The 22742-nt window shown below is 63.8% G+C and carries 18 protein-coding genes; 4 read left to right on the top strand and 14 right to left on the bottom strand.

The window, feature by feature from the left end; translation table 11 throughout:
* Positions 1-13 precede the first annotated feature (13 nt).
* Entirely contained in the window at positions 14-1291 is a 1278-nt protein-coding gene (mshC, locus tag RQH14_RS11385; protein WP_311213355.1) for a cysteine--1-D-myo-inosityl 2-amino-2-deoxy-alpha-D-glucopyranoside ligase, read from the bottom strand.
* Positions 1292-1306: 15 nt separating this feature from the next.
* Positions 1307-2140, bottom strand: coding sequence for an undecaprenyl-diphosphate phosphatase (locus tag RQH14_RS11380; RefSeq protein ID WP_089595127.1), 834 nt, complete (start codon positions 2138-2140; stop codon positions 1307-1309).
* A 52-nt stretch (positions 2141-2192) separates the two neighbouring features.
* Here RQH14_RS11380 and RQH14_RS11375 point away from each other — a divergent pair, with 52 nt between their 5' ends.
* Positions 2193-3125, top strand: a complete 933-nt coding sequence (locus RQH14_RS11375) for an aldo/keto reductase (protein ID WP_311213354.1) — start codon at positions 2193-2195, stop codon at positions 3123-3125.
* Positions 3126-3131: 6 nt separating this feature from the next.
* On the opposite strand, the gene rfbA is transcribed toward RQH14_RS11375, so the two are convergent.
* Positions 3132-3998, bottom strand: coding sequence for a glucose-1-phosphate thymidylyltransferase RfbA (gene rfbA, locus RQH14_RS11370; RefSeq protein ID WP_311213353.1), 867 nt, complete (start codon positions 3996-3998; stop codon positions 3132-3134).
* Between the two features lie 53 nt (positions 3999-4051).
* On the opposite strand from rfbA, the gene rfbB reads away from it, so the two are divergent.
* The 3 genes from rfbB to RQH14_RS11355 all read left to right on the top strand — a co-directional run bounded on the left by rfbB (position 4052) and on the right by RQH14_RS11355 (position 9475).
* The gene (gene rfbB, locus RQH14_RS11365; RefSeq protein WP_311213352.1) at positions 4052-5050 is read left to right on the top strand and encodes a dTDP-glucose 4,6-dehydratase; all 999 of its coding nucleotides are present in this window, start codon (positions 4052-4054) and stop codon (positions 5048-5050) included.
* A gap of 3 nt (positions 5051-5053) precedes the next feature.
* Positions 5054-6463 (top strand): bifunctional dTDP-4-dehydrorhamnose 3,5-epimerase family protein/NAD(P)-dependent oxidoreductase, encoded by a 1410-nt coding sequence (locus RQH14_RS11360; RefSeq protein ID WP_311213351.1) that lies wholly within the window; start codon positions 5054-5056, stop codon positions 6461-6463.
* 189 nt (positions 6464-6652) lie between these two features.
* On the top strand, positions 6653-9475 hold the full coding sequence (locus RQH14_RS11355; protein WP_311213350.1) for a WecB/TagA/CpsF family glycosyltransferase: 2823 nt from the start codon (positions 6653-6655) through the stop codon (positions 9473-9475).
* On the opposite strand, the gene RQH14_RS11350 is transcribed toward RQH14_RS11355, so the two are convergent.
* From RQH14_RS11350 to RQH14_RS11300, 11 genes are read right to left on the bottom strand one after another with little or no spacing between them, the layout of a single operon-like run.
* Positions 9476-10825, bottom strand: a complete 1350-nt coding sequence (locus tag RQH14_RS11350) for a hypothetical protein (RefSeq protein WP_311213349.1) — start codon at positions 10823-10825, stop codon at positions 9476-9478. It lies immediately after the preceding gene.
* A gap of 10 nt (positions 10826-10835) precedes the next feature.
* Positions 10836-11708, bottom strand: coding sequence for a chain-length determining protein (locus RQH14_RS11345; protein WP_311213348.1), 873 nt, complete (start codon positions 11706-11708; stop codon positions 10836-10838).
* Positions 11696-13156, bottom strand: a complete 1461-nt coding sequence (locus RQH14_RS11340; protein ID WP_311213347.1) for an O-antigen ligase family protein — start codon at positions 13154-13156, stop codon at positions 11696-11698. The genes RQH14_RS11345 and RQH14_RS11340 overlap by 13 nt, the downstream gene beginning before the upstream one ends.
* Complete coding sequence (locus RQH14_RS11335; protein ID WP_311213346.1) at positions 13153-14424, bottom strand: glycosyltransferase family 1 protein; 1272 nt, start codon at positions 14422-14424, stop codon at positions 13153-13155. The genes RQH14_RS11340 and RQH14_RS11335 overlap by 4 nt, the downstream gene beginning before the upstream one ends.
* Positions 14421-15929, bottom strand: coding sequence for an oligosaccharide flippase family protein (locus RQH14_RS11330; protein ID WP_311213345.1), 1509 nt, complete (start codon positions 15927-15929; stop codon positions 14421-14423). Before RQH14_RS11330 ends, RQH14_RS11335 begins: the two co-directional genes overlap by 4 nt.
* Positions 15926-16999: a glycosyltransferase family 2 protein gene (locus RQH14_RS11325; protein WP_311213344.1), complete on the bottom strand. Its 1074-nt coding sequence runs from the start codon at positions 16997-16999 to the stop codon at positions 15926-15928. Before RQH14_RS11325 ends, RQH14_RS11330 begins: the two co-directional genes overlap by 4 nt.
* Positions 16996-17658: an acetyltransferase gene (locus RQH14_RS11320; protein WP_311213343.1), complete on the bottom strand. Its 663-nt coding sequence runs from the start codon at positions 17656-17658 to the stop codon at positions 16996-16998. The genes RQH14_RS11325 and RQH14_RS11320 overlap by 4 nt, the downstream gene beginning before the upstream one ends.
* Positions 17655-18821, bottom strand: a complete 1167-nt coding sequence (locus tag RQH14_RS11315) for a DegT/DnrJ/EryC1/StrS family aminotransferase (RefSeq protein ID WP_311213342.1) — start codon at positions 18819-18821, stop codon at positions 17655-17657. The genes RQH14_RS11320 and RQH14_RS11315 overlap by 4 nt, the downstream gene beginning before the upstream one ends.
* Positions 18818-19837, bottom strand: a complete 1020-nt coding sequence (locus RQH14_RS11310) for an NAD-dependent epimerase/dehydratase family protein (protein ID WP_311213341.1) — start codon at positions 19835-19837, stop codon at positions 18818-18820. Before RQH14_RS11310 ends, RQH14_RS11315 begins: the two co-directional genes overlap by 4 nt.
* Entirely contained in the window at positions 19834-20943 is a 1110-nt protein-coding gene (locus tag RQH14_RS11305) for a Gfo/Idh/MocA family oxidoreductase (protein ID WP_311213340.1), read from the bottom strand. Before RQH14_RS11305 ends, RQH14_RS11310 begins: the two co-directional genes overlap by 4 nt.
* 58 nt (positions 20944-21001) lie before the next feature.
* Positions 21002-22684, bottom strand: a complete 1683-nt coding sequence (locus tag RQH14_RS11300) for a sugar transferase (protein WP_311213339.1) — start codon at positions 22682-22684, stop codon at positions 21002-21004.
* Between the last annotated feature and the right edge of the window lie 58 nt (positions 22685-22742).

The raw sequence follows: 22742 nt of genomic DNA, 5'->3' as shown, positions 1-22742 counted from the left end.
GGATTTTGTGGGATCAGAGTTCGACGCCAAGCAAAGCATTGATGGCGTCAGCAACGACGGCACTGTCGTGTTCGGACGCCGCAGCATTGGTCTGCTGGGCGTCTTCCGCCCAACGATCGATCGCTGCAATGGCTCCGGGCGCGTTGAGGTCGTTGGCCAGTTCCTTGCGCATGGCGGCCACCAGCGGTCCCGCTGAACCTGCCTGGGCATGCTCCGCTGCTTCACGCCATCGCGCCAGCCGCATCTTGGCTGCCTCGAAATCCTCATCGGTCCAGGACCAGTCCGAACGGTAGTGGTTGGCCAGAATCGCCAGGCGGATGGCCGCCGGTTCTTCACCAGCCGCGCGGAGCTTGGAGACAAGAACAAGGTTGCCCTTGGACTTGCTCATCTTCACTCCGTCCAGGCCCACCATGCCGGCATGTGAATAGTGCCGTGCCAGCGGCACTCCGGACAGGGAGTACGCGTGGCCGGCACCCATTTCGTGGTGCGGGAACACGAGGTCCGAGCCTCCGCCTTGGACAGTGAAGGGAGCCGGAAGGTACTTCTGTGCGATGACCGTACATTCGATGTGCCAACCGGGCCGGCCGTCTCCCAGGGAGCCTCCGGGCCAGCTTGGTTCGCCGTCACGGGCTGCACGCCAGAGCAGGGGGTCCAGTGCGTGGCGTTTTCCGGCCCTTGCGGGATCTCCGCCGCGTTCGGCGAACAGCGCCAGCATCTCTGTTTCACCGAGTCCCGACACTGCCCCCAGCGTCCAGGCGTCTGTTGCGTCCGAGCGCTTGCCGGCCATTTCGACGTCGTAGTAGACATCGCCGTCGGGCTCACCGTCAGAACCGTGAACGCGGTAGGCAACGCCGTCAGCAATGAGGCGCTCGATGGCAGGCACGATGTCCGGGATGGCTTCAACGGCGCCGATGTAGTGATCGGGTGCCAGGACATTGAGTGCGTCCATGTCTGTCTGGAACAGCTCGATCTGGCTCTGGGCCAGTTCGCGCCAGTCCACGCCCGTGGCCGTGGCGCGCTCGAGCAGGGGGTCATCAATGTCGGTGACGTTTTGGACGTAGGAGACGCGGAGGCCAGCGTCGCGCCATGCCCGGTTCAGGAGATCGAAGGCCACGTAACTGGAGGCATGACCCATATGGGTCGCGTCATACGGCGTGATGCCGCAAACATACATGGACTGTTCCGGTTGCCGTTCAACCTCCACTACACGGCCAAGGGCTGTGTCGAACAGCCGTAGTTGCGGCATGCTGCCGGGCAGCTCAGGAACAGGGCGGGAGGTCCACGATTTCACGACTCAACCTTAGTGCTAGGCACTGATGACATTGAAATACAGCAAGACATACAAGGCCAGGCCCAGGAGGATCCGGTACCAGACGAACAGCCGGTAGCTGCGGGTGGAGACGAACTTCAGGAACCAGCCAATGATGATGTAGCCCACCACGAAAGCGATGACCGTAGCCATGGCAGTCTCCGCCAAGCCGTAAGGACCGGCCAGGCCATCATTGGAAACCGTTTTGTACAGCTGGTACAGGCCACTGCCGAAGACAGCCGGGATGGCCAGCAGGAACGAATACCGAGCAGCGGCTTCACGGGTGTAGCCCATGAGGAGCCCGGCCGTGATGGTTCCACCGGAGCGGGAGACCCCCGGAATCAAGGCCATGGCCTGGGCGAACCCGTACAGGATGCCGTGCTTGTACGTCAGTTGTGTGAGATCCCTCTCCTGCCGCCCGATCGCATCCGCGACAGCCAGGATCATGCCGAAGACGATCAGCATGGTGGCGACGATCCACATGCTGCGCAACACCGACTCGATCTGATCCTGGAACAGCAGGCCCAGCACGATGATCGGAAGGCTGCCCAGGATGACGAGCCAGCCCATACGGGCATCGGGATTGCTGCGTTCGACTTTGCCGGTGAGGGACCCGAACCAGGCGCGGACGATCCTCACGATGTCGCGCCAGAAATAGACGATGACGGCGGTTTCGGTTCCCAACTGCGTGATGGCAGTAAACGCGGCACCGGGATCGGAAGCATTCGGGAGGAATGAGCCGACGATCCGCAGGTGTGCGCTCGAAGAGATCGGGAGGAATTCGGTGAGGCCCTGCACCAGGCCCAGCAAGGCTGCTTCTATCCAGTTCACGTGAATAGACCCTACGTCATGAAGACTGGGAACTCCCCGTAAGCTAGCAGCTATGCAGCAGCGTTATGTCGGGAACAGTGGGTTCCGCGTGTCCTCTTTGTCCCTTGGAACCATGTCCTGGGCACAGGAGACCGATGAGCAGGACGCTGCCGAAGTTCTCCACGCTTTTGTCGCTGCCGGCGGCACGGTGGTCGACACGGCAGCCTCCTATGCCCAAGGCCAGGCCGAGGCCATGCTGGGTTCCATGCTGGGCGACGTCGTGGCCCGCTCCGAACTGGTCATCTCCACCAAAGCCGGCGCGTCGTCGTCGGACTCAAGGCGCAGCATCAATGCATCACGCGGGGCCATGCTGTCCGCGCTCGATGCCAGCCTCGCAAGGCTGGGAACCGACTACATCGACATTTGGTTCGCCCACGAGTGGGATGCCAACGTACCTCTTGATGAGACCCTTTCAGCGCTGGAACTGGCCCAGCGGACCGGCCGCGCCCGGTACGTGGGAATTTCCAACTACAACGGCTGGCAGACCGCCAAAGCCGCTGCCGTGGCCGGATTCACCCTGGTAGCCAACCAGTCGGAGTATTCCCTGGTCCAACGGAAGGCCGAAGACGAACTGATCCCTGCTGTGGAAGACGCCGGATTGGGTCTTATGGCGTGGGCGCCGTTGGGCCGGGGCGTCCTTAGCGGCAAATACCGTGGACAGATTCCAGTGGACTCCCGCGCCGCGCAGAACCGCCTCGCCGCCTATGTTGAGCCGTACCTGGAACCAAGGGCTTCGCGTGTGGTGGAAGCGGTGGCCATGGCCGCCCGCGGGCTGGGGCGCACCCCCATGGATGTTTCATTGAGCTGGCTGCTCTCACGCCCCGGTGTCGCGACGGCGATCGTCGGGGCGAGGAACGCCGTCCAGCTCAAGGAACTGCTGGACGCACAATTGACGGCCTTGCCTGCGGAGATAGGACGCGCCCTGGAGGACGTTTCGGCCCCGTAGCCCGGGCTACTGGCGGTCCAGGATGTCCAGCAGGTAGTTGCCGTACCCGCTCTTGGCCAGCTTGGCAGCCTGCTGGCGAAGTTCGTCGTCGTTCAGGTAGCCCATCCGCCACGCCACCTCTTCCGGTGCGCCGATCTTCAAGCCCTGCCGGTTCTCAGTGGTGCGAACGTAGTTTGAAGCATCGTTCAGGTCACTGAAGGTGCCGGTGTCCAACCATGCGGTTCCGCGGGGGAACTTCTGTACGTGCAACCGGCCAAGGTCCATGTACTTCCTATTGATGTCCGTGATTTCCAGTTCCCCGCGCGGGGAGGGTTTGAGGTCCTTGGCCATGGCAACCACGGTGTTGTCGTAAAAGTACAAGCCGGGGACGGCGTAATTGCTTTTGGGCATGGACGGTTTCTCTTCAATGGATACTGCCAGGCCGTCGTCGTCGAACTCCACCACACCGTAGGCGGACGGATCCTTGACCCAATAGCCGAAGATGGCACCGCCGTCGACATCCACGTAGTGGCGCAACTGGTTGCCCATGCCGGGTCCATTGAAGATGTTGTCCCCGAGGATCAGGGCCACCTTGCCTGACCCGATATGCCGCTCCCCCAGGATGAACGCCTGGGCCAACCCGTCCGGCGTCGGCTGTTCCGCGTAGGTAAGGTTGATGCCGAACTGGGAACCATCGCCCAGGAGCCGCTGGAACTGGGTGGCATCGCCGGGAGTGGTGATGATGAGGACATCGCGGATCCCTGCGAGCATCAGTGTGCACAACGGGTAATAGATCATGGGCTTGTCGAACACCGGAACCAACTGTTTACTGATTCCGAGCGTGATGGGATGGAGCCTTGAACCCGTCCCACCTGCAAGAATAATTCCTCGCAAACCTGCCGTCCTCACCTGTGCCCTGTCCCGCCGCGGACGGCTACTCTAGGGCCATGCAGAGAATCCTTGTCACCGGCGGGGCCGGATTCATCGGATGCAACTTTGTCCACTACATCATGGGGCACACCGGCCTTCATGTCACGGTCCTGGATAAATTGACCTATGCAGGCAATCTCGAATCCCTTGCCGGGCTGCCACCTGAACGCCTCGAATTTGTCCAGGGTGACATCTGTGATGCCGCGGTGGTGGATCCGTTGACTGCCGCAGTGGATGCAGTGGTGCATTTTGCTGCCGAGTCCCACAACGACAACTCCCTGGAAGAGCCCCGGCCCTTCCTTGACACCAACCTGCTGGGAACGTTCACCCTGATCGAAGCCGCTCGAAAGCACGGCACCCGGTTCCATCACATCTCCACGGACGAGGTCTACGGGGACCTTGCCCTGGATGAACCGAGCCGGTTTACCGAAGACTCCGTCTACCGGCCCACCAGTCCTTACTCCGCCACGAAAGCAGGCTCGGACCTGCTGGTACGGGCATGGGTCAGGTCCTTCGGCCTCAAGGCAACCATCAGCAATTGCTCCAACAACTACGGTCCGTTCCAGCATGTTGAGAAGTTCATCCCGCGGCAGATCACCAACATCCTCGAGGGCACCCGGCCGCGCCTCTACGGCAATGGCCGCAACGTGCGCGACTGGATCCACGTCGAAGACCATTCGTCGGCAGTGGTGGCCATTCTTGACGGTGGCCGAATGGGCGAAACTTACCTGATTGGGGCCGACGGAGAACGGTCCAACAAGGAGGTGGTGGAAAAGTTGCTGTCCCTCACCAACCAGCCCAGCGACGCCTACGACCTGGTGACCGACCGCCCAGGCCATGACCTCCGCTACGCCATCGATTCAAGCAAGCTCCGCCGTGAACTGGGGTGGTCGCCCCGGTATTCGGATTTCGACGCCGGCCTGGCTGCCACCGTTCAGTGGTACCGGGACAACGAGGACTGGTGGCGGCCCCAGAAAGCCTCAACGGAATCCAAATACGCCGGCCAGGGTCACTAAGCCGTGGAGCCGGCACAGCAGCTGCGTTCACGGACCACGCCGATCCCCGGGTTGGTGCTTTTCGAGTTGCCGCTTCACGGGGATGACCGAGGATGGTTCAAGGAAAACTGGCATCGGAAGAAGATGCTGGACCTGGGGCTCCCGGATTTCGGGCCGGTGCAAAACAACATCTCCTTCAACGCTGCGCGGGGAACTACCCGGGGAATCCATGCCGAACCGTGGGACAAGTTCATTTCGGTTGCGACGGGGAGGATCTTCGGCGCGTGGGTGGACCTGCGCGAAGGGCCCGGCTTCGGCACCATGTTCTGTGCGGAAATGACGGCCAAGGATGCGGTGTACGTTCCCCGCGGTGTTGGAAACGCCTTCCAGACCCTGGACGATGACACGGCGTACACGTACCTGGTCAATGATCACTGGAGTGCTGAGGCGCAGAAGGACTACACCTTCCTCAACGCGGCCGATGACCACGTGGCCGTTCCGTGGCCCATTCCCTTGGCCCGTGCTGTCCTGTCGGCCCAGGACAAGAACCATCCACGCTTGCGGGACGTCAAGCCCATGCAGCCGCGGCGGACGCTGGTTCTCGGAGCGGACGGGCAACTCGGCAAAGCCTTGCGGAGCGCGTATGCCGGAGAGACCAGCGTGGAATTCGCCGACAGGGCCGGCTTCGATCTCACTGCCCCTGAATTGTTTGCGGCACGGAACTGGGGGAAGTACTCCACCATCATCAACGCGGCAGCATTCACGGGAGTTGACGCTGCAGAAACCGCGGAGGGCCGTGAGGCCGCCTGGGCCATCAACGCAACTGCCGTGGCCCGCTTGGCGAGGACCGCCGTCGAGCATTCACTGACGCTGGTCCATGTTTCCAGCGACTACGTCTTTGACGGAACTGCAGACGTTCACCGGGAGGACGAGAACCTGACGCCCCTGGGGGTGTACGGCCAGAGCAAAGCAGCTGGAGACGTGGCCGCGGCGACGGTTCCGCAGCATTACATCGTGCGGACCAGTTGGGTAGTGGGCCCGGGTCGAAACTTTGTTCGAACCATGGCCGCCTTGGCCGCCCAGGGGATTTCGCCGTCCGTGGTTGATGACCAATGGGGCAGGCTGAGCTTCGCCGTCGACGTCGCTGCCGCGATCCGCCACTTGGTGGACCATCAGGCCCCCTATGGCACGTACAACGTCAGCAACAGCGGCGAGCGGGCATCCTGGGCCGGCATTGCCCGCGATGTGTTCCGGCACTGCGGAGCCGATCCCGGCCGGGTGCAGCCCGTCAGCACTGCAGACTATGCCAAGCCCGGTACCGCGCCGCGCCCCCGAAGCAGCGTTCTGGACCTGTCGAAGATCCGGGCCACCGGATTTGACCCGGCTCCGGCACACCTGCGCCTGGCGGAGTATTTGGAGGGTTTGGAACCCTAGCGGCGTCCGGAAAAAGGGCCTACAGTGGCCGTACGGCAGCCCGCCCCAGGTGGGCCCGGGAGACAACTCAAGTGAACACGTTGGATGGGCAGCCTTGGCTGTCCGCGGCGATCCAGGCAGTGCAGCAGCATGGATCGCCGGCTCAATTGTTGTGTCCTGAGCTGGACCCTGAAGCCTGGAGAGCCGAGAATGCTGCTGCCGAAGATCGCGCCCCGACAAGACGCACTCCCCCACCCTTCGTCCGCCCTGGAGATGAACGGCAGCGCACTGCTGCTGGCTCCCCGCGGGCGCCGGTCCAAAGGCTGGTCCGGCCGAGGCCGCTCCACGACGGGCAACGCCACCGCAGGCCGCCCCAGCCGAGGCAAAGCCAGCGCAGAGCAATCGGTGAACCTGGGTGGCGCCTTGGTGAACCTGATGGACTTCGAGCGGGCTGTGGAGCTGATCATGGACCGTGCGCAGTCCGGCGGTGCGACACCTATGGGCGTCTGTTCCGCCAATCTTGACCACCTCCGTCATTTCGGCGCAGGGAGCCGGTGGAACGGAACGCTGGACCAGCCTGCACCGGTGGAATGGCTGACACTGCTCGACGGCGCGCCATTGGTGACCGAAGCGGCCAGAGTCACGGGTCAGGCCTGGCCACGGCTGGCCGGCAGCGATGTGGTGGAACCCTTGCTGGATGAGGCCGAACGCCGGGGTCTTCGCGTGGGTTTCCTGGGTGGAAGCCCGCAGGCGCAGGAACTGATCCGGAAGAGGTTTGCCCGGGAACGGCCCGGTTTGACGGTGGCGGGCTGGTGGGCTCCAGAGCGTCCCGTCCTCGTGGATGTGCACGCATCGACGCTTTTGGCGGCGAACATCGCTGACGCCGGCGTGGACGTCCTGGTGGTGGGTTTGGGAAAGCCACGGCAGGAGCTCTGGATTGCCGAATATGGGCAGCTGGCGGGGGCCAAGGTCCTGCTGGCCTTCGGAGCGGTTGTTGATTTCCTCGCCGGCAGGATCAGGCGCGCTCCGGTGTGGGTGAGCACCCATGGACTCGAATGGGCGTGGCGGCTGCTGCTTGAACCGCGACGGCTGGCCCGCCGGTACCTGGTGGACGGCCCGGCGGCCTACCTGACGCTGAGGACCTCCAGTAGCAGTGCCGCCCCGCCTGACCCGGTGGCCTCGGCTGCGGGTGGCCTATCCCCTGCCGTTACCAGCGCCCCGGAGGACGGGCCCAGCCGTGCTCCGGGGCAGTTCGTCCCGGCAGGTGCAAGGGCCGATGTCGCAGTGCTGGTGGTGACGTACAACAACGCCGACGACGTCCCGGCGTTGGTTGCCAGCCTGCGGGAAGAAACGGTGGTGCAGTCCATCAAGGTCGTGGTCGCGGACAACTCCCCCGATGACCGGACCATGGACGAGGTACTGAGGCATCCCGACATCACTGCCGTACGCACTGGGGGCAACCTCGGGTACGCCGGCGGAATCAATGCCGCAATGCGTATGGCCGGAGACGCGGACGCGTATCTCATCCTGAATCCGGACCTCCGGGTGGAGCCTGGTGCGGTAGCTGCGCTGCGTCGAAGGATGGCACTGTCGGGCGCTGGAATGGTGGTTCCTGTCCTGCTGGATGACGACGGCACTGTGTACCCATCGCTGCGGCGGGAGCCTGGCGTTCTGCGAGCGCTGGGTGATGCGGCTTTGGGTGGCCGGGTGCAGGGCAGGCCGGGGTGGTTGTCTGAGATGGATTTTGATCCCGAGAGTTACCTCCATGCGCACCGCGTTGATTGGGCGACGGGTGCCGCGCTGTTGATCAGTGCCGATACTGCCAGGGACGTGGGCGGGTGGGATGAGCAGTTCTTCTTGTATTCGGAGGAAACGGACTATTGCCGGAGGGTCCGTGATGCGGGCCGTTCGATCTGGTGTGAGCCGTTGGCCCGGATGTGGCATGAACGTGGGGGTTCGGGGTCTTCGCCGCAGTTGACGGCGTTGATGTCCGTGAATCGTGTCCGGTATGCAGCGAAGTATGGCGGCCGGGGCAGGGTGGCGGCGTTCAGGGCTGTGGTGTTGGTTTCGGAGCTTGTCCGGCTCAATAGGCCCGGGCATCGTGAGGCTGCTTTGGCTGTGGTGGACCGGAGGCGGTGGAAGGCGTTGCCTCACGCTTCCAGCGGCGAACGGTCTGCTGCGCAGCAGCCCCTGATACAGGGCATGGCGCCGCCATCAGGTGCGGTGATCATCCCCGCCCATAATGAAGCCTCCGTCATTGGGCGGACGCTTCAATCGCTGGAGGGGGTGGCTGCTTGGGGCACTGTGGAGGTCATTGTGGCGTGCAACGGGTGCACGGATGGGACGGAAACCGTTGCTTCGGGGTTCCGGGGGGTGAGGGTCCTCCAGGTAGAGGCGGCTTCGAAGTCTGCTGCTTTGAACGCGGCGGATCAGGTGGCGGAGCGTTGGCCCCGCCTTTATCTTGACGCGGACATCGAGGTCAGCACGGAGGCCGTCCACGCTGTCTTGACCGCACTGGGGGACGGTCCGCTGTTGGCGGCCCGTCCGGCGTTCCGCTACGACACTGTGGGCGCTTCGGCATTGGTGCGGTCCTACTATCGGGCGCGGGCCAGGATACCGTCGAACGCCCAGGGGCTGTGGGGTGCGGGTGCGTACGCCCTGGGCAGGGCTGGTCATGATCGCCTGGGTGGGTTTCCGATCCTGACGGGTGATGACTATTACGTGGATCGCCTTTTCAGTGGGGTGGAGAAGGCTGTGCTGCCCACGGTGCCTGTGGTGGTGCGAACCCCGCGGACCCGGTCAGCCCTGCTGGCTGTCCTTCGCCGGGCCTACCGTGGCAACGCGGAACAGGACGGGCAGGAGCGTGGGGTTGGGACGTCCCGGACGGTGCGGGAGCTTATTGCCGCCGTCAGGGGGCCGTTGACGGCGGTTGACGCCGTAGTTTACGTGGCCTTCGCCGTTGCCGGCCGCCGTCGTCCGCTGTTGGGGCGTTCGGTGTCAGCCGGCTGGGAGCGGGACGACAGCAGCCGTTAGTCAGAAGCCGCAGCTCCCGCCGCCTTCGATGCGGTAAAGGTGGACGGTGTTTCCGTCAGCGAACGTGTCGGTGAAGGTGCCGCCCACCACCGGGATGGTCCGGTTCTCGTCAATCACGACGGCGGTGCTGCCGCCGCACTGGACGTGGAAGCTTGCCTGGCCGCCGGCGTTCTTGTTCGCCCCGGCGAAAACATGGACTTTTCCGTTGTGGAGTTTGGTGGTGAAGTCCACGGGGCCTGTGGCCGTGGTGGCACCGTCGAGGAACGGGGCGTTGAGGACGGGGGCGAGGGCGGTGATTTGTTGGTTGAGCGCAGTCACGGTGGGGCGGACCTGTACTCCGCAGTCGCGGAGGACGTGTTGGGAGATGCAGGGGCCGCCGAAGTTGTGGTTGAAGTAGATCACTCCCCTGGCGCCGTGGATCAGGCTGCTCCATACTGCTGCGCGGATCTGTGGCGCTGTGATGGTGGTGGCGTTGGCGGAGTCCTTGAAGGGGTGCCCGGCTTCGACGAAGGCCCAAATGGGTGTGGCGTTGCCGCCGGCCTGCAGGGTGCGGATCCGCTCGATGGTCCAGCCGTAGTTGGCTGCCAACCGGCATTCATCCTGTGTCAGGTCCCGGGTGTAGTTAACAATCGCACCGCCTTCGCCTTTGGCGCAGATGCTGGGGTCGGTGAACCAGTAGGTGTCTGCGGATACGACGTCCTGGATTCCTTTGAAGAATTCCACGGATTCTTCGTCGGAGAGCCAGAAGGCGATGCCCTTGCCGTAGTTGGAGTACAGCATGGCCCCCGGGGGTGCTGCTGCGCGCCGCTCGTTCTGGACGGTGTACCCGCATTTGCTGCTCTCCGGCACGCAGAGGGGGCCTTCGCCGGGGTACTTTCCCGTCCAGGGAGCACTGCCGGGCCCTGCCCACATGTCTACTTCGTCGCTGAGGGCGAAGCCGGAGGCGTCCGGGGACTCGAAGGTGGGAATGGCGTACATGCCCGACGCCTTCACCAGGTTCAGGTCGGAGTTGGCGGTCAGCTCAACGTAGGTGTTGAGTCCGGCTTCCGTGTCCAGGGCAATGTTTCCTTTGTCCAGGACGCTTTCGAACCAGACTGCGATGGGGAAGAACGAGGGATCGCCTGGGAGGCCGCCCTTGAACCGTCCGTAGTAGTCGGCGCCACCGTCTATGGGGCGCAGCGTCACCCCTTCATGGCCTGCTGCCAACGTTGTTGAGGCGTTGCTTGGCCCTTCTTCGGGTGTGGCCGCCCCGGCGAAGGGACCTACTCCGCTGGCAGCAGCAGCCGCAACGGCGACGGCAAGGCCGGCGAGAACAGTCCCGCCGAGGACCCCGGCTGTCCTTGGTTTCACGGGCTACCTTTCAGGCAGATGTTTCCTTGACGGGAGACTTCCCGTTGCTGGTGGACCGCAGGGGTTCGCTCCCGTGGCTGTTTGCTGCGAAAAGCCGCTCTGTTTTGTGGCTTGCCTGGGAGGGTGCCAGGATTTCCTGGATGGTGAGCTCGTCGAGGCCGGGGACGCCGGTTGCAGGCCCGTTCGGGTCGGGGTCATGATGGCCTTTGCGGCGGGACTTTTTCCGCTCCCCTGCAGGGGACGCCGAACGGGCCCGCACCCGCGATGTTTCCAGGCCCCGGGCTATGGACACGGCCCCAAAGGTGAGTACGATTCCGGCCACCAGGACAACGATCAGTGAGCGGAGACGGCTGGAGAACTGCTCGGTGGCGTTGTCGGGCGCGGCAACCATCAGCGAGGTGTACAGGAAGCGCTCATCTGCCCCGTTGATGGACTGGATGGCCAGCAGGTCAGCTTCCAGCCGGGACCCCAGGGCTTTGACCGTGGCAACGGCCTTGTCCTTGGTCTCGGACGCTGCGGCAATCTCGATCAGGAAAGAAGCAGGCGGACGTTGGACTGTGAAGTCCGTGCTCAGTCCCTCCCGGAGGAGGGCATCCCCGGTGGTGTCATCGTTCAGCCTGGTACCCACTACCTGGGCAATCAACGAGGAATCCGCTGATCGAAGGTAGGGGTTGTCCGAGTTGAGCAGGTTCAGGGCCGGGTTCTTCTCCAGCTCGGCAGCGGTGGGGATTTTTGGATTGACAATCGCGTATGTTGCCTTGGCTTCATAGGAGCGTGGGGCAAAGGAGTACACGTAGACGGCCGCCAGCACCGTCACCAGCAGGACAGGCAACACGACGAACTTGTGATGCCACAACGTCTTGATGACTGCTACCGGGTCCATGTGATCGCCTCGACATTCGGAGTTGATGGGTTGCGGAGATGTCCGTCGTGGGGCGGACCGTTCTTGAACAGGTCAGGAGCTGTGGTTTTCCTGAGCTCGATTTCACGGCGGATCATGATCCAAGCGCCTCCTCCGAGGCCGACAATAAAGGGGTACATCAGGGCAAACACGGGGAAAGCCATGGAGTCGAACGTCAGTGAGCAGCCTGCTGCCACGGCGCCGGCAGCCGCGGCCGCTCCTGCCAGGCAGCGCAGGGCAGGGATACGGGATGCGCGGGCGGCGATGAAGGATGATACGGCGGGCAGGATCAGGTATGCCACCATGCCGATGAAGCCCACCAGGCCCAGGGTGACCAGGGAGTTGAGGTACTGGTTGTCCAGGATGTAGAGGGCGTTCTCCGGCATGTAGTTTCCGGGTCCAAGCCCCAGGAAGGGCAGTTCACCGAACATCTCGGCCACGCGGGGGTAGTTGTTGGTGCGGGTTGTGAGGGAGGGGTCGCTGTCTCCCGCGGTGAAGGAGGATGTCAGTGTCCCCACCAGTCCGGGGATGGCAACGAAGAGTGCCGCCATGGCTGCCGGCGCGGCCACCACCGCCCAGCGCCGCGCTGAGCGTGGGAGGAAGGGAATGAATACCAGCATTCCCAGGAACAGTCCGAGGACGCCGGACCGGGACACCGTGGAGGCGATGGCGACGATCAGCAAGGCTGTACCCGTCCAGTGCAACCATTTGTAGCCCGTCCGGTCATAGATGGCCCGCCAGATGGACAAAGGCAGGAGCATGGCGCAGACAACGGCCAGTTCAATGGAGTGGAACGTGCTTCCCGCAACACGGGTCATGAGCCCGCGCACTTGGAAGGCCGTGTTTCCTCCGTTGTCGGTGAATCCCGGCATGGCCTCCTGGATCCAGAGCATCGGGTTGACCCGGAAGAGGAACTGGACCAAGGCCACCAGGCAGCAGAAGAAGGCGCCGGCAAGGATGGCCCGGACCAGTGACATGGCGTTGTCCAGGGTGCGGACGGCTTCGCTTGCCACCAACGCGATCCCGCCGCAGGCCAGGATCAGGATCAGCCAACGGTCGGCCGCAGCTTGGGCCGATACGTTGGTATTACCGGTGAAGCCGGAGAACAGTGCCACATAGGACGCACACGTTCCCACCCAGAGCAGTCCCAGCCCCAGCCGTCCCGGATACCGGGTCTGCAGTGGATGGTGCAGGCCGAAGAATGCCGAGCAGAGCCAAAAAGTCAGCAGCAGGAGGGCCAGCATGATGGGGACCGTCCCCACGGCACCGATCGGTTTGACCACCATGTTGGACGGGAAGAAGAACACGGCAAAGGCCGTGAATTTGAGCAGGAGGCCCACATGGCCGGCGGTGCCCGACGTTCCTTCAAGATCGCGTACCTCGATTTCGCGGGCCGGAGGGAAAATGAGGATCTTCTTCATCCGCCTCATGTGAGGCCTCCACGCAGGGAATCTTGAAGGGTCTCTTGTGGGAGCCGGGCACAGGAGGCTTCCACGAAGTGAGCAAATGACGTACGGGAATCTCCCCAATCCAGTCGTTTCCTGCCGGCAACGGCTGCGGCACGCTCCTCGATGTCCGGTGCACTGACAACGTCCGCGAGCGCAGCAGCCAAGCCCGTGGGTGTTCCCGGTGCCCACACGGCGTCCGGGTCGTTGAGCAGTCCTGAAGCGAAGGGCGCTTGGTTCAACACGGGAATGTTTCCTGCGGCGAGGAGCTCGCCGGGGACCAGGGAAATGTTGGTGAAGGAAATGGCCAGCCCGGCGACCGTTCGGTTGTACAGGCTGTTCAATTCCGCCGGGGTGAGGTTGCCGTGGTTCGTGACGGGGATGCTCCACCCAGTGACGTTGTCTCCGTAGATGTGGATTTCCTGCTCAGGCTGGAGGGCGTGGAAGCGTTGCAGGGCCAGTTTGGCCAGGAGGTAGCCGCGTCGGTCCACCTTCTTCTTGGCGTAGTAGACCACGCCGGACCGCGGCGGATGCTCAGTGGACGCGGGAAGCCTGTACGTGCCGGTGTCGCATCCGAACGGAACAACGGCTTGGGGCTTTTCGCCGAGTTCTTCCTGCATGACTTCGGCGATCATGCCGCCCAGTGCCACGTTGGTCAACCCCAGGCGGTAACTGTCCTCTGCCAGTGAGTAGAGGAACCCGCGGGGGTAGAAGTACGGCTCGTAGTCCTGGATGAAATAGAAGAGGTGGACGCTGCCCGGTGCCCGTCCCGCGGCAACATGTGCCGTAGGCCAGGAACTGGCAATGAGTGCATCCACCCCTTCCATCCCATGTGTGGCGCTGCGAACCCCGGCACGCAGCGCCGGCCAGTGGCGTTGGATAGTCTCTTCGTGACGGCTGGTGTCGTCATCGTTGGTGTCATAGAGGAACAAGGTGCACTGATGGCCCCGCTCTTCCATCTCCTCCACCATGCGGAAGAAGGTGGTGTGTCCCCCGGAACCGGGCGCCGGCGGTGTGCAGATCCAGCCGATCCTGAGGCGTCCGGTGGTGACGGGTGCGGGGGCGGGACGGGCAGGAGGCCTGGAGTCCATGATGTCTTCCTCCCTCAGGGGAAGGCCCGGTTCCGCCAGATGCCAGGCCTCCACAGCGGAGGTGACCAGTCTTGCCGCCACCAGCCGGGCAACAGGCCGCCAGCCATCCCGGCGGACACGCTGGGCTGCCAGGCGGGCGGCAGACAGAGTGATGGGCATCATGGTTGGACCGTGCTTCCGGGAATGCCGGCAGGGGACGGCTCAGGCGTGGCATCCCCGGCCTTGAGCAGCCCACGGATCTCAACCACGAGCTCTTTGCCTTGGCGGAAAGTCAGAAGCACATACAGGACCGAACCGAGCACTATGCCGCAGACCAAGGCCAAGGCAGGGTTGGTTATCCCCTGGGTGGCCAGCCAAACACAGCCCCCCGCCACTGCAGCCGCCGCCAACGGGCGGACACTTCCGCGCAGGAGCTGCCAGGCGCTGGTCTGCAGGACCGAGGTCAAGGACGTGACGTAGAGGGGAATGACCACCAGGCAGGCCACCGCGGCATGGGCGATCCCTGCCCCGGCAATCCCCCACCACGTGATGCCGGCGAAAAGGGCCGGGGTCAGGGCGGCAAGCCAGGCGACCTGGACCCAGAAGAGCCATCCGGTCCTGCCTGCACCCACGCTCAGGTCAGCGAAGAGTTCCACCAGGATCCGTGTGGCGCCGAAGACCCCCAGCGTGGCAAGTGCAACGCCCGCCGGCGCCCATGCCCCGCCATAGGCGGTGACGATCAAGGGATGGGCCAGCGCTATCACCAGGGCGGAGATCGGAAAAGCGCCATAGGAAACCCCGGTCACGAACCGGGCGGCCAACACACCCAATGTTCCTTCGGAGAAGAGCCTGCCAAAAGTGGGCACCGCTGTGGCCCGGATGACCGCAGTGATCACTGAACTTGGCAGCCCGGCCAGATTGAATGCCAACAGGTACAGGCCCAATGCGGTTGGATCCAGCATCCTGCCTACCAGGAGATAGTCCACGTTCAGTGTCACGAAAACCACCAGGTTGGCCAGGGCCAACGGCATGCCCAGACGCAGGATCTCCGCTGCCACCGCACGGTCAAAGCCAGGGGCGTACCTCTTGGGAGTGATGATCCAATAGCCGGCCATGGCCACCAGCTGCCCACCCACCCTGGACCAGGCGAGCGCCATCGCTCCCCAACCGTCCAACGCCATCGGCACCACCAGCACCAGCACGGTGACCAGGCTGCAGAGGTCGACGACGACCCGCGGCTTTTGCAGGAACTCCCGCCACACCATGGTGGAAGGGACGGCGCCAACCCCCTGGAGAAGAATGGTGAGCGAGAGCACCTGGATCACGGGCGTCGCCGCGGGGTCATCAAAGGCAGCCGCCAAGGCAGGTGCCAGGGCGATGGCTGCCGCGGTCATGACGACGCTGGTGACCAGTGCAATGGAGAAGACAGTAGGGGCGATCTTGTCCGGATCCCCGGTGCCGCGTGCCAAGGCGGCGGTCGCACCGAGCTCGGCCATGTTGGTGGCGATGGTCTGCACCACAATGGCAACCGCCAGCGCCCCGAAGTGCTCCGGAGCAATCATCCGGGCCACGATGATGGTGGTGGCAAACTGGACAATCCGGCCCAGGGCCATATTGACGCCACCCCAGAGCGTGGCGCTCGCAGCCCGGTTGCCCAGTGTGCGGTCCTGGCCGCTGACGGCGGTCACGAGATTCCCGTCATGGCCCATAGCCGCCATCGGACCCGATCCAGCTGGCTCCGCACGAAACCGGCGGCGAGCCGTCCCGTCCGGGGTTTCCGTCTACGGGCTGCCCGGGAGATCCTGGCATGCAACACGTTGGCCCGATGGATGTTCCCGGGAACCTCGTGAAGGCCCTCGATGAATTTACGGAGCTCGACTGCGGTCTCCACCGATCCGCCCCGGTTGATTTCCCTGAACCCCAACCGGGCAGCTTCCTTGCTGAGGGCACACTTGGCCCGCTGCACCTGCCGTGCCCGGTTCTTCGGGTTGCCCGGAAAGCGGGAGTCTTCAAGAACCCGGAAAGCCTCCAAGCGGTGCTTGAGATCCACGGCGGCCGCTGCGAACTCTGTCTGATGCATGTTGGCCCCATGGACACGGTAGAACGCCTGAACCGGCCCGTTGATCCGGCCCACATCCCAGGAGCCGGCGGCCCGCAGCCAATACTCGAGGTCCCCGGAGTGCGGCAAGGTGGTGCTGTAAGCACCCACGCTGAGCACAGCCGCGGTCCGCATGACCACTTCGGGTGAAAGGATGAAGTTCCTTCCACGGGCGCACGCCAGGGAAATCCATGCCCGGCCTTCCCACACAGTCCATGTGCTGTGGTCATGGGAGGAAGGGGCCGGGGGCTCGCCAGTGAAGTCCCGGGGAAGGCCATACACCATTCCCACCCGGGGGTTGGCTTCCATCAGCGCAGCAGCCCGGCCCAACGCACCGGGGGCGATCACATCATCCGCGGAGAGAAGCGTCACGTAGCGGCCCCGCGCCCTGGAGAGGCCGTCGTTGTACGTGGCAATGTGCCCTTTGTTGCTGTCGTGGAGAACAACGCTGATGCGCGGGTCCTCGGAGGCCAGCCGCCACGCCACGGCGGCGCTGCCATCAGTGGACGCATCATCGACCACAATGACCTCAACGTCCACGCCCTCCTGGGCCAACGCACTGGCAACAGCCTCAGGCAGGAAGTGTCCGTAGTTGTAGCACGGCACCACCACCGAAACGCTTACCGGGTGCCGCAGGGGAACAGGCCGCATCAGTTTCATTGGATGCCCTCCAAGGCAGGGGAATTTCCCCGCCTGATGACCCGGGCCGGGACCCCGGCCCACGTCTCTTCCGCCGGTACGTCGGTGAGAACGGCCGCCCCCATCCCGATCGTGGCATTCGCGCCGATGGACGTGCGCTCGCGGACACTGGCATTCATCCCCACGTAGGCGGCACGCCCAATGTGAACGTTGCCCCCAAGCGACACTCCGGAGGCGAAGGTCGCAAAGTCGCTGATGTCGTCGTCGTGGGTGAAAGTGACTCCGGGCATGGCTACTACATGGTTGCCGATCGTCACGGACGCCGTCATGCTCACATGGGCAAGGAGGATGCTGCCCTTGCCGATCATGCAGCCTTCGGGAATCTGCACGGAGGGGTCAATGGCCGTGGCATAACGCTCTTCATCCAGTCCCAGGGTCCTGAGCCTCATCACAACGGCCTCCCGCCCGGTTCCGGATCCGATGCACACCAGCAAAAGAGCATGAGGGAATTTCAGGGCGTCCCGGATGGGGCCAAGGACGTGTGCGCCGTCTACCACCCGCCCGAGTTTGTCTTCGTCGTCGTCGAGTATCCCGATCACGTCAAAGGGCCCGTTGCTGCGGACCATGGCCAGGACCTCTCTGGCCAGGCCGCTGGCGGCGATGAGGAGAAGTTCACTCATGTCAGTCGACCTGCTGCCCGAAGAACGGAATCGATGACCCGGACCTGGTCGTGCAGGGAAAGCTGGTGGTACAAGGGCAGGATGAGCGTGTGGTCAGTCAGCCATTCTGTGGCATCCAGGTCTGCCTTACCGCTGTCCTTGCCGGCGTAGGCCGGTTGGCGGTGGGCTGCCATGATCCCCCGACGCGCGGAGATTCCATCTTCGGCCAAAAGAGATATCAACCCGTCCCGTCCCACGGGAAACCCCGGCCCGACTTCCAGCCAGCAGGACTGGAAGTTGCTGGTTCCATAGTCCGGGTCGTTGACCAGCCGGAGGCCCTCAACGCCTGCGAAGGCGTTTGCGTAGGTGGCGGCCAGTTCCCGCCGCCGCTGGATGGCTTCGCGGAGCCGGCCCAGTTGGACGAGACCGACGGCGGCCTGAAGATCAGTCATGCGGTAGTTGAACCCGATCTCGAGGTACTCCTCCGGGGGCGCCAGGATGCTTGCGTGCCGGTCGGCAGCAGAGACACTCATGGCGTGTTCACGGAGTCGCCTTGATCTATCCGCAAAGTCCTGCCGTGAGGTGGAGAGCATGCCACCCTCCCCTGTGGTGAGGATCTTGCGTGGGTGGAAGGACCAGGCCGCCACGTCCGAGCCTGCCCCCACCGGCCGGCCGTGATACCGGGATCCGATGGCGCAGGCAGCATCTTCGACCACGGTGATGCCCAAGGGATCGCACAACGCACGGATGGGATCCAGGTCAACAGGAACCCCGCCTTGGTCAACAGCGATCATGGCCTTGGTGGCCGGAGTCAGGGCGGCCCGCAGAGTTTCTGCGGTGACACAGCCGGTAGTGACGTCGACGTCGGCAAACACCGGACGCGCTCCCACATACGTTGCCGCGTTCGCTGTGGCAATGAAGGAGAACGATGGCACCACCACGTCATCACCCGGGCCCACCCCGGCCACTACAAGGGCCAAGTGCAGGGCGGTAGTGCAGTTGGACGTCGCCACGGCGAAGTCTGCCTGTTGGAGCAGGCAGAACGCTTCTTCGAACTGGCGGACTTTGGGGCCTTGGGCCACCCAACCTGAGGCGATCACTTCGGCCACTGCCTGGGCCTCCTCCTCGCCCAGCCACGGCTTCATGACGTCGATGCGTGCCAGGTGGAGCCCGGAGGCGGTCATCTCGCACCAACTACCGGAACATCAGGGCTGTTGGTGGTCCGTCCTGCGGCAATCTCATCGCGCAGTGGCTGCCACCAGGCAACCAGCGAGCGCAGTCCATCCTCCAAGCCGACGGCAGCCTCGAAATCAAGGTCCGCCCGTGCGGCCGAGGTATCGGCCAGGCGCCGCGCCACGCCGTTGACGGTCCGTTCCGGTCCGTGCTCAAGGTGCAGCGGTGACTCCATGACCCCCAGCAGCGTTTGCGCCAGCCCGGCGAGGCTGGTTTCGGTTCCGCTGGCTACGTTGTATATGCCCTCGGTGACATCACTGACTGCTGCAAGGACGTTGGCCCGTGCCACATCGGCTGTATGGATGAAGTCCATGGTTTGCTGACCGTTGCCGAAGATCAGCGGCGGACGGCCATCAGCGATCCGCTCCATCCAGCGGACCAGCACCTCGGTGTACAGCCCGTGGACGTCCATCCGTGGCCCATAAACGTTGAAGTACCTTAGTGCCACATAGTTCAAGCCCGACATCGCCCGGAAGCTCCTTGCCATTCCCTCATTGAAGGACTTGGCTGCGCCGTAGAACGTGTCGTTGTTGTGATGGTGGTGGCGTTCAGAGGTGGGAAATTCCTCGGCCTGGCCGTAGACAGAGGCGCTGGAGGCCAGGATGAGCTTGTCCGGGGAGTTTTGGGCGGCGGCCTCGAGCACGTTGAACGTTCCGTCCACCAGTACTTCAAGTGCCAGACGAGGTTCCTCGGCACATTGGGTGATGCGGATGGCGGCCTGGTGGAACACAAGGTCCTTGCCACGGGTGAGGTCATGTACCAGGTCGCGGTCCCGCAGGTCACCTTCCACCAGGTCCACCCGTTCACTGGCCAGGGCGTCGTCCAGGTTTGCGAGGCGTCCGCGCACCAGGTTGTCCAGGACGTCCACGTGCGCCGCACCGGCGTCGAGCAGCTGGTCGACCAGCGTGGAGCCTATGGTTCCGGCACCACCGGTGACCAGGACGCTGGCGCCGAGGAGCCGTTTCACCGCGCAACCTGGAGATTGACCTCGTTGCCGGCCACCACGGTGGACTGCCCGTCGGTGCTCAGGCTTTGGGTGACGGCCTCCAGGACAGAGAGGACGCGCAGCCCGGATTCACCGCTGGTTCGGGGCATGGTGTGGTTCCGGATGGACGCGGCGAGTTCGGCCACCACCTGGCCCAAGGGCTCGCGTTCCTGCAGTGCAGGTGACCACGTGTCGCCGAGGCGGTAGGAAATGGCGGAGGTCCGCTTGTCGGCGGTGGACCGGGGCTGGTGTTCCAGGCTGACCCCGCGGTCATAGACGCTGAGGCGTTGCTGCGGGTTGAGGTCATCCCACACGAGGGTCCTCTTCGACCCCCCGATGATCATCTGCCGGATCTTGGTGGGGCTGAGCCAGTTCACATGGATGTGCACCATGGCGTCGTTGGGAAGGCCAAACGTCAAATGGCCCACGCAGTCACGGCCGGTACCCAGCGGATCTGCCCCGTGGGCTGCGATCTCTGTGGGATGCAAGCCACCCGGCAGGACGAAGTCCAGGATGGACAGGTCATGGGGAGCCAGATCCCAGAAGACGTTGACGTCCGGTTGGACCAGGCCCAGGTTGATGCGGACCGAATCGACGTAGAGGATATCGCCCAACGCGCCTGTGGCTACGAGCTCCTGGATTTTCAAAACGGCAGGGGTGAAGCAGTAGGTATGGTCTGCCATCAGCACCAAACCCCTGGCTTTGGCTTCTTCCACCATTTCCAGACCCTTTGCCCGGCTGTCCGCCAGGGGCTTTTCCACCAGCACATGCTTGCCTGCGCGCAGCGCCGTCATCACCACTCCGTGATGGGTATGGGCCGGCGTCGCCACCGCGACGGCGTCGAGGTTGTAGGTGTCCAGCAGTTCATCCAAAGATTCGACGACGGCCACGCCACCCACCGTTTCGGCGAGCCTGAGGCCGCGCTCTACGTCCAGGTCGCAAATGGCCACCAGGTCCCAGTCAGGGCTGGCTTTCAAGTTCCTGGCGAGATTGGGACCCCAATAGCCTGCTCCGACCACTGCAATGCGAAGCCTGGGCCGCAGTGCGTGGCCGTTCCGTTGTCCTGATGGAATAGTTCGTATGCTCATTTCCCACTCGACTTCTGTGCTGAAAGCGCGGTTCTTGTCAGGTACTGCATGGCGTTTACTAATAGGCGCCGGACGGTCGGGTCATGGCCCGGAAGGTCCGCCACATGATCATGAGGTCCCCCGCTATTGACCAGTTCTCCACGTAATAGAGATCCAGCCGGACTGCCTCGTCCCACGGAAGGTCCGAGCGTCCATTGATTTGCCACAATCCCGTGATTCCGGGCTTGATCAACAGCCGGCGGTGCGTGTGGCGCTCGTATCCGCTGACTTCCCGTGACAGTGGCGGTCTGGGCCCTACCAGGCTCATGTTTCCCACCAGGACGTTCCAGAACTGCGGCAGCTCATCCAGTGAGTACCTGCGCATCCAGCGGCCGCACCGGGTAACGCGGGGGTCTCCGCGGATCTTGAACAGGACACCGGCGCCCTCATCCTGGCTGCTGAGGGCTTCAAGATGTGCTTCGGCGTCCACCACCATGGAACGGAACTTCAGCATCGGGAAGGTAGTGCCCTTCTTTCCGATCCTCTCCTGCTTGAACAAGACAGGCCCGGGGCTGTCGGCCTTGACGATCGAGGCCAGGACGAGCAGGACAGGAGCCAGAACGAACAAGGCCGCTGCAGATACCGCGATGTCCATCAGCCGCTTGAGCGTATGCTTGCCGCCGGAGTAGTGCGGAATATCAACGTGCATCAGGGGAAGGCCTTCAACGGGCCGCCAGTGGATGCGCGGTCCTGCCACGTTGGTCAAGGTTGCTGCCAGAACCAACTCAGCGGAATTTTCCTCGAGCCGCCATCCAAGTTCGCGGATGAACTGGTTTCCACCAGGAACCGGGCCTGCCACGATCACTGCGTTGGCACCGGTCTGCCGGACGGTTTGCGCCACGCCGTAGATGGAGGACAAGACCGGTACGCGCAGGTGGTCCACGGCCAGGACGGTACCGCGGCGGGCACCTGGGAGGCAGGCCCCCAGGATGTCGTAGGCGGCGCCGGACTTTCGATTGATTTGCTTGATGACGTATCTGACGTCCTGGGGTTCGCCAACAACGATCGCGCGGGACAGGCAACGGCCCCTGGACTTTTCGTGGCTCAGCCAGCGGCGGAAACCCCATCTGCTTCCGGTCAGGGCCACCAGGCCCAGCGGCAAGGAGACCAGGACAAAGGAACTGACTGCCTCCAAACGGAAAACCACCGCAACGATGCCCAGGAACCCGAAAACCCGGAAGCTGGCAGAAAGTACCCGCTTGTACTCTTCGGGGCCTACACCGAGGACTTTCGGATCGCGTGTCCTGTATACCTCCAAGGCCGCCAACCAGACCACTCCCAGGATCAACCCCATGGCCAGGTGTTGGGCCTGCGCCGGCCCTCCGGGAGATCCTCCCATTCCATCGGTGTTCAGCACTGTCCCGGCGATGACGGCTCCGGCAACCAGCGCCGTGTCAGCGAGCCGGAGGCTGTATGTCAGGAATCGCGTCCACGTCAAACGGTCTTTGAACGGTACCTTGACCCGCTGGCGGCGGTGGGTGACTGGCGGCGGCACGGGGTCCAAGGTGACATCGGACCCCGGCGCCGCCAGTCCCGCCTTTTCAGTCCGCTGTGCAGCAGCGGGCTTGCCAATCCAAGGAGACGCCGGCGGATTGACGTTGGCGGCGGCAGAGTGAGCGCGGAAGGCTGACCCCGTGGGGGCGTGAGCCGCACCCTGGGGTGCCGCTGCCTTGCCGTACCGCAAGACTGGAACTCTTACCATGTCAGCCCTCTTTACAGACCTGCCGTTGCCTACCTATCAGTGAAGCCGCGGCGCTCCG

The sequence above is a fragment of the Arthrobacter sp. WCS2018Hpa-7 genome (assembly GCF_031843805.1).
GTDB lineage: Bacteria > Actinomycetota > Actinomycetes > Actinomycetales > Micrococcaceae > Arthrobacter.
This window is presented reverse-complemented; position numbering and strand designations above follow the sequence as displayed.